This window comes from Lactobacillus apis (genome assembly GCF_002837055.1).
Lineage (GTDB): Bacteria > Bacillota > Bacilli > Lactobacillales > Lactobacillaceae > Lactobacillus > Lactobacillus apis.
On record NZ_PDKP01000031.1, the window covers coordinates 1 to 4,676 of the forward strand.

The 4,676-nt window shown below is 34.7% G+C and carries 6 protein-coding genes and 1 pseudogene; 1 reads left to right on the forward strand and 6 read right to left on the reverse strand.

Annotated elements, in window-relative coordinates; genetic code table 11:
* Positions 1–70: 70 nt before the first annotated feature.
* The 5 genes from CRG87_RS07475 to CRG87_RS07495 all read right to left on the reverse strand — a co-directional run bounded on the left by CRG87_RS07475 (position 71) and on the right by CRG87_RS07495 (position 1,878).
* Positions 71–370, reverse strand: coding sequence for a MazG-like family protein (locus CRG87_RS07475; RefSeq protein WP_074426397.1), 300 nt, complete (start codon positions 368–370; stop codon positions 71–73).
* Between the two features lie 21 nt (positions 371–391).
* A complete protein-coding gene (locus CRG87_RS07480) occupies positions 392–520 on the reverse strand; it encodes a DUF2087 domain-containing protein (protein ID WP_308777026.1) in 129 nt (42 codons plus the stop codon).
* Between the two features lie 98 nt (positions 521–618).
* Positions 619–747 carry a DUF2087 domain-containing protein gene (locus CRG87_RS07485; RefSeq protein ID WP_308777026.1) on the reverse strand — a complete coding sequence of 43 codons (129 nt, stop codon included), beginning with the start codon at positions 745–747 and terminating at the stop codon, positions 619–621.
* A gap of 98 nt (positions 748–845) precedes the next feature.
* Positions 846–1,130 (reverse strand): DUF2087 domain-containing protein, encoded by a 285-nt coding sequence (locus CRG87_RS07490; protein ID WP_165775978.1) that lies wholly within the window; start codon positions 1,128–1,130, stop codon positions 846–848.
* Between the two features lie 133 nt (positions 1,131–1,263).
* Complete coding sequence (locus tag CRG87_RS07495) at positions 1,264–1,878, reverse strand: Type 1 glutamine amidotransferase-like domain-containing protein (RefSeq protein WP_074426127.1); 615 nt, start codon at positions 1,876–1,878, stop codon at positions 1,264–1,266.
* 237 nt (positions 1,879–2,115) lie between these two features.
* Between CRG87_RS07495 and CRG87_RS07500 the strand changes: the two genes are divergently transcribed.
* Positions 2,116–4,302 (forward strand): BspA family leucine-rich repeat surface protein, encoded by a 2,187-nt coding sequence (locus CRG87_RS07500; protein WP_074426128.1) that lies wholly within the window; start codon positions 2,116–2,118, stop codon positions 4,300–4,302.
* 185 nt (positions 4,303–4,487) lie between these two features.
* Here the strand turns inward: CRG87_RS07500 and CRG87_RS07505 are convergent.
* Positions 4,488–4,676 (reverse strand): annotated as a pseudogene (locus CRG87_RS07505) (amidohydrolase family protein); the annotation flags it as partial.

Below are 4,676 nucleotides of genomic sequence, written 5' to 3' on the forward strand. Positions count from 1 at the left end.
AAAAAAACTGTCAGCTATTTTAAAGCGATGACGGTTTTTTAGTTCCATTAAAGTTTTTAAATGCCTCAATTTAATCTTCTAGCGACTTAACACCTTTTTTATAAACGCGCTTTTCATTGATCTTCATTTTAGCAACTATATCTGTCCCCAAGTCACTACCTAGCATCTCAGAAATACCTAATAAGAAAATTGACACATCTGCCAGTTCTTCATCAATATTATCTTTATCATGCTTCAAATAAGCTTGAAAAAGTTCATTAACTTCACCATATAAACACAATAATTCAAATTTGATATCAGTCGTATTAAAACCATGATTTTCTTTATTTTCAATAACTTTTTTCTGCAGTTCTTTTGTATCAATAATCATCTTGGCACCTTTTCTTTTAACCTAGTTTTTACTGCTTGATGCATCGGTATTTAGCCAATACATTCTGCCATCATCGGTTCGATTTAAAAGATGATTTTCGACTAAATCTCGTCTCCTAGTGACGTAATCAGAAATATACTTCATCAAAATTAGGTTTACTTCTTAAAACCATGATTTTCTTTATTTTCAATAACTTTTTTCTGCAGTTCTTTTGTATCAATAATCATCTTGGCACCTTTTCTTTTAACCTAGTTTTTACTGCTTGATGCATCGGTATTTAGCCAATACATTCTGCCATCATCGGTTCGATTTAAAAGATGATTTTCGACTAAATCTCGTCTCCTAGTGACGTAATCAGAAATATACTTCATCAAAATTAGGTTTACTTCTTAAAACCATGATTTTCTTTATTTTCAATAACTTTTTTCTGCAGTTCTTTTGTATCAATAATCATCTTGGCACCTTTTCTTTTAACCTAGTTTTTACTGCTTGATGCATCGGTATTTAGCCAATACATTCTGCCATCATCGGTTCGATTTAAAAGATGATTTTCGACTAAATCTCGTCTCCTAGTAACGTAATCAGAAATATACTTCATCAAAATTAGGTTTACTTCTTGTTCAGAATACTTTTTGGTAGGTTCAAGTTTTGTCGCTAAATACTGCAGAATTAGGAAACGATTTTTAGCTTTGGCAGGCCACGCCTTAACAACTCCATTGTCGTCAAGATAACGTGCTATTATTTCTTTATTTTCCATCATTTGATTTCCCATTATTCAATTTAAACGGCAATTTTTATTAGTTTATTATCTCATACATCAGATATACATGAAAATAAAATTAAAAAAGACTCTATTTCTAAATAGAGTCTTTTCTTTGCTATTTTATTAAGTTCTAAACTATTTTATAGTCTTTATCACTAGGTATAATTGCTTGATTATTATTAATCGGAACTAAATTCAATTTATCCTTATACACTGCAAGTATTTCATCATCTGCTTCCGCAAATGGTTCCTCTTTATAGTGCGGTAAAGTATAGAACTTAGTCTGGCTTAGAGCGCTATAGTCAGTCAAGTCTTCTGCCAGAGTTGCATCGTCCATAATACCGCAGTATTCGATGTCCGGTGCCATAATGATTGCACCAGCAGACTCTCCTATATATGGAGTTCCAGAATCAATTTTTTCATTAATCAGTGGCAGCAATTCCTTTTTCTTTAGTTCTTGTAACAGATAAAATGTATTACCACCAGTTATAAAAAACATCTCGGCATCTTTTACTTTATTAGTGGCTATATCTACTGATTCATTTGTAACATCGAATTTATCAATTATATAGCCTAACTCTTCCAGAAGCTGTTTTTCTTCGTCAACATATTCTGTATATTCTTCTACATTACTAGCAGTTGGAATAAAAAGGATTTTCTTAGTTTTGATTTCATTATTTTGAACAAATGCCTTAAATTGTTCAGCCACGTTTGAAAAGTAAGAGGCTAAAAATATTTTTTTCATGCTTTCTCCTAGTCAATATTCTAACTATCCCTATATCTAATCGCTTTTAATTATAAAGTTTATTAAATAGATCCTCAAGATTAATCCGTTCAGTCGAATACTAACTAGTTGCCCTCATTTTTTCACTGATACTTAGGTTTTATACAAGTGCGTTTCATTAGTAATTACTATATTAACCGTGCTAGACTCGAGGTGTATAAACAGTACGTTATTTTTTACTATATGAGGTTAAGAATAATGAATAAAAATAAGGAGAAATTACTATTAGGTGGTGTTTTGACCACCATTGGTCTATTAAGCGCTAGCCCACAGATTGCAAAAGCTGATCAGCTTGCAGCTTCTCACTTAGCGGCCAGCAATGTAACTAAGTCACCAAAAGCTGCTGAATCTGCAGCTAATCGGCAACCAAGTACATCTGCTGACAGCAGTTCATCGGTACCGTCAGTTCCACCTGCTAGCAACTCATCAACTACTGATAACAATGAAACTGCTAATAATGCAAATCAGTCTGACATGCCCCCTGCAATTACTCATGGTGAAAATGAACAGCAAAAGATAGCTACAAAAGCCAACTTAATATCATCTGACATTAATGGCGCCCATCTTACATACGATCCTGATCAAGGAGTTGCTACTATTTCTGGTAATGTAACAGCTGCTAGTAATGATGTGCCTAGATCAATTAGCCAATTCTTTCTCACTAATAAACCTAAAAAGATTGTTATTGATGGACCTCTAGCTATCAAAGGATCTGCCGCTGGTCTTTTCAGTGATTTAAACAACTTAGAAGAGTTTGAAGGTTTATCTAACTTTGACACAAGCCAAGTTACGAGTATGCTTTCTATGTTCGCTAATGATAAAAATTTAAAAAGTCTAGATTTGAGTGGCTTTAACACAAGTAACGTAACTGATATGTCTAAGCTTTTTAAGTCTTGTTCCGCCTTAACAAATCTTGATGTTAGCTCGTTTAATACAGCAAAGGTTAAAGACATGAGCACCATGTTCAATCTTTGCACAAGTTTAACCAACTTAAATCTGAATAATTTTGATACTAAAAATGTTGAAAACATGAATTCTATGTTTTATGCCTGTCAAAACTTGTCGTCTCTGAGCATTAGTAACTTCAATACAGCAAAGGTAACGGACATGACTGCTATGTTTGGCATGTGCTTTAAATTATCAAGTTTAAATGTTGCTAGCTTTGATACCAGCAACGTTAAGCAAGCTGTAGGCATGTTTTTATATTGTATGAGTTTGAACCAATTAGATGTTAGCCACTTCAACACTAGTAATATTACTAGCACGAACGGAATGTTTGCCTTTTGCACCAATTTAGCAAAGATAGATGTTAGTCACTTTAACACGGACCAGGTAACTGACATGATGGAAATGTTTTCAGGAGATAGCAGCTTAACCAGCCTTGATATAAGTAATTTCAATATGGACTCTGTTACCAGTAGCGATAATATGCTTAATGGACTGGCAAGTTTAAACTACTTAAAACTAGGTGCTAAAAATTCTCTATCAAATACTGGCTTAGATACGCTTGGAATCTGGGTTAACGTCGGTAATGGAACGGCAGAGCATCCTCAAGCACTTAAAGATAAGCGTTGGACATCTCCACAACTTTTAACTAACTATAATCCGGCTAAAGACGCCGATGCCTATGTTAGATACAATGCGGCTGTTATTACACATTATCAAGATCAAGACGGTAATCAACTAGCACCTAATGATGTGCAAACCGGTGGATTAAACACTCCATACACCACAAAGCCGAAAGATATTACTGGCTACACTTTAGTAGAAACTCCTGCCAATGCCAGTGGTAGCTTTGCAGATAACACTATAACTGATGTTGTTTATCTCTACAAAAAAGCTCCTACTCCTACCAAGCCACCAGTAAATCCTGTTGTCCCAAGTAAAGCTGCCAATGTAGTTGTTCACTATCAAGATGAAGATGGTAATTCTCTTACTTCCGACATTGTTTTGAGTGGTAACGTTGGTGATGGGTATACTACTGATGCAAAAGAATTTACTGGGTATCACCTGAAAAGTCGGCCTACTAATGCCACCGGCTTCTTTAGTGCAAAGACTCAAGATGTCACTTATATTTACGCAAAAGATAGTAATACTCCTGCCGAAAATGTGCCTGTCAACGACAACCATCATGGTAAAAACCCTACTAAACCGCAAACAACTAATCATCTACGGCCTCAAGCACCTCAAAGCCCTTCAAAACAGCATTTAACTAATAATCATGTTGCCATACCAACGGCACCTACTGATAATCAAGCTAGCAACAAATTACCACAAACGGGTAAAAACCAAACGCAAAATCTACTGACTATTCTTGCTGGTCTTCTGTCCGCAACATTTGCAGCTGTATCTGGTTGGTTCATTCACAAACATAAAGAAAACTAATTAAACACTCTATGAAAAATCTGAGAAACTTAGTTTCTCAGATTTTTTACGTTCAATATCAGTAAAAGCTGCTACCGCCTTCTATGTATGCCTTAGATTATTACCTGGGGAATAGTAACAGTCCATATCAAATAGAATCAGAATGGGAATGTAAAATAATATTGTGATGCTTCTCTTTGTTATCTCTATATATCTTGAAAAACTGGATCTTCACTATCACGCATTGCTTGCACATTTTGCTGTTTAAAATAGATACGATTGGCATTGTTGTACATAACATCTTCAAGTTCTGATTCAGTAAAGATGTCCGTTTCTTCTAACCAAGTAGCTAAATTGTGGTACGAATTAAATGTTGATGACCATGGTGAATCAGT

What these genes read in the sequence shown, in the direction of transcription:
- CRG87_RS07475 (WP_074426397.1), bottom strand. Translation starts at nt 370, where the DNA reads ATGATTATTGATACAAAAGAACTGCAGAAAAAAGTTATTGAAAATAAA.
- CRG87_RS07490 (WP_165775978.1), bottom strand. Translation starts at nt 1,130, where the DNA reads ATGATGGAAAATAAAGAAATAATAGCACGTTATCTTGACGACAATGGA.
- CRG87_RS07495 (WP_074426127.1), bottom strand. Translation starts at nt 1,878, where the DNA reads ATGAAAAAAATATTTTTAGCCTCTTACTTTTCAAACGTGGCTGAACAA.
- CRG87_RS07500 (WP_074426128.1), top strand. Translation starts at nt 2,116, where the DNA reads ATGAATAAAAATAAGGAGAAATTACTATTAGGTGGTGTTTTGACCACC.